The organism is Bradyrhizobium sp. MI1.7 (assembly GCF_055811795.1).
Genome location: NZ_JBVVPO010000237.1, coordinates 1 through 687, shown reverse-complemented (window position 1 = coordinate 687; position 687 = coordinate 1). Strand labels below are relative to the sequence as shown.

Sequence of the window (687 nt, the reverse complement as noted above, 5' to 3'; positions counted from 1 at the left end):
TGTCATTCGGCCTGCAATATTGACCCCCTAAGCCGGGGGATCGGCGTCCAAAATTGACCCCCTATAGGTTGGTCTGTTGCGCTGCCTGCTTTGGAATGAAGCAGGTGGTCGAGGATGCTGATCGTGGAGACGATTGCGCGGATTCGGCGCGAGCACTTCATCAAGGGCAAGACGATCAAGGAGATTGCCCGTGACCTGAAGGTGTCGCGGAACACGGTCCGGAAGGTGCTGAGGTCAGGAGAGACCTCCTTCGAGTACGAGCGGCAAGTGCAGCCGCGGCCAAAGCTGGGACGATGGGCAGTAGAGCTCGACGGACTGCTGGCGGCGAACGCGGCCAAACCGGCTCGTGAACAGCTGACGTTAATCCGGATCTTCGAAGAGCTGCGCAGCCGTGGCTATGACGGCGGCTACGATGCGGTGCGGCGTTACGCCAGGCGGTGGAGCAAGGAACGCGGGCAATCGACCGCGGCTGCTTATGTCCCGCTAAGCTTTGCCCCAGGCGAAGCCTACCAGTTCGACTGGAGCCACGAGGTGGTCTTGCTGAGCGGCACCACGGTGATGGTGAAGGCCGCCCATGTCCGGCTCTGTCACAGCCGCATGCTGTTCGTGCGGGCCTATCCGCGGGAGACGCAGGAGATGGTGTTCGACGCCCACGACCGGGCGTTCGCCCTGTTCAAAGGCACCTGC

1 protein-coding gene is annotated in these 687 nt (G+C 62.3%); it reads left to right on the top strand.

The genetic code is table 11. The annotated features are described in order from the left end of the window. Positions 1-114: 114 nt before the first annotated feature. On the top strand, positions 115-687 hold a 573-nt coding region (istA, locus tag AC0L3X_RS47320), incomplete at its 3' end, for an IS21 family transposase (RefSeq protein WP_473317642.1).